Here is a 1,080-nt window from a genome sequence, read left to right as displayed (position 1 = left end):
AAAACCTGAGTGCGAGGTTTACCTGAAACACCGCGTCAGCTGATTTCACGACTGCTGCGCAGCCGAACGCAGGCTTCGCCAGCTGCTACATGAAAGTCAGCGCATCGGGCTGCCTACTATCTGTACCGAAATGCTTTCGAAAATGACAAATTCCGGAAAAACGTAAATGCCTGCGCGATGTGTCCGTGGGATTCGCGTTCTGTCCGTGGAGGGTGTTTTTTTGCGCCTGCAAATGCCGTAGGAAATGTCCGATAGAGGTGTGAGTGCTTGTCTTCGGTGGACGGCGAAGCGGGTGTAGGTTTGGTTGGGTTATTTCCCAGGACATTCGGGCCGAAATCGCCATCCCAACAAACTCGCGACTTGCGCTTGGCCCCTGTCGCGACGCCCCGTGTAGGAACTGACGAAGGCTGCGATTCTTTGCTTTAGATCCCACAAAATCGGTCCTACATGGTCGTTTGCGGCCACAAAAACTCACATCTATATTCGGTCTCGCCAGCGACATCCGTTGGCGACACGGTTCGCAGCCATTAAGATCACCCCCTGTTCCGTCTGGCACGGCCGGCTCTCGGCCAAGCGTTGTCAATGGCGGTTGTGCACGGGAGACCTTCGGGTCAGCCGGGTATTGGTGATCTTCCCCCGGTCTGCGAACCCGTGCATAACTGCCACCCAATTTGATTCGCAGCAGAAAAGGTGGGAATTCGACTTTTATAAGGAAGATCTCATGAGTAATCAGACGCCAGAACGCTTCATCCCCATGAAACAAATCGCCACGGACTATCCCGTCCTCCTCATCGACAACCAGGCCCCCATCCGCGAACTGCACAACTGTGTCGCCGAACGCCTGAACGCCGTCCTCCACTACCTCAACCTCACGGCCTGCACCAGCCTGCCCGACTACTCCGAAAACGATATCAACACCGTCACCAACATCGCGCGGATACTGCTGCAGGATGTGCGGGACGTGTTTGCGGTCATCGAGAAGCGCGGATTCGACGTGCCGAAGGGCCAATAACGATCAGATCCCCTGTAGCAGCTGGCGAAGCCTGCGTCCGGCTGCGCAGCAGTCGTAAAACCTGAGTG

Annotated in this window: 1 protein-coding gene; it reads left to right on the top strand. The window is 55.9% G+C overall.

Translation table 11 applies throughout. The features are described 5' to 3' along the window. Window positions 1-721: 721 nt before the first annotated feature. Window positions 722-1,012, top strand: a complete 291-nt coding sequence (locus ACW9JE_RS30830; protein ID WP_224534734.1) for a fructose-bisphosphate aldolase — start codon at window positions 722-724, stop codon at window positions 1,010-1,012. Window positions 1,013-1,080: the final 68 nt, after the last annotated feature.

The organism is Pseudomonas sp. SDO55104_S430 (assembly GCF_054070595.1).
Note: the sequence above shows the minus strand (reverse complement) of the source record. Positions and strands in the feature narration are given on the sequence as shown.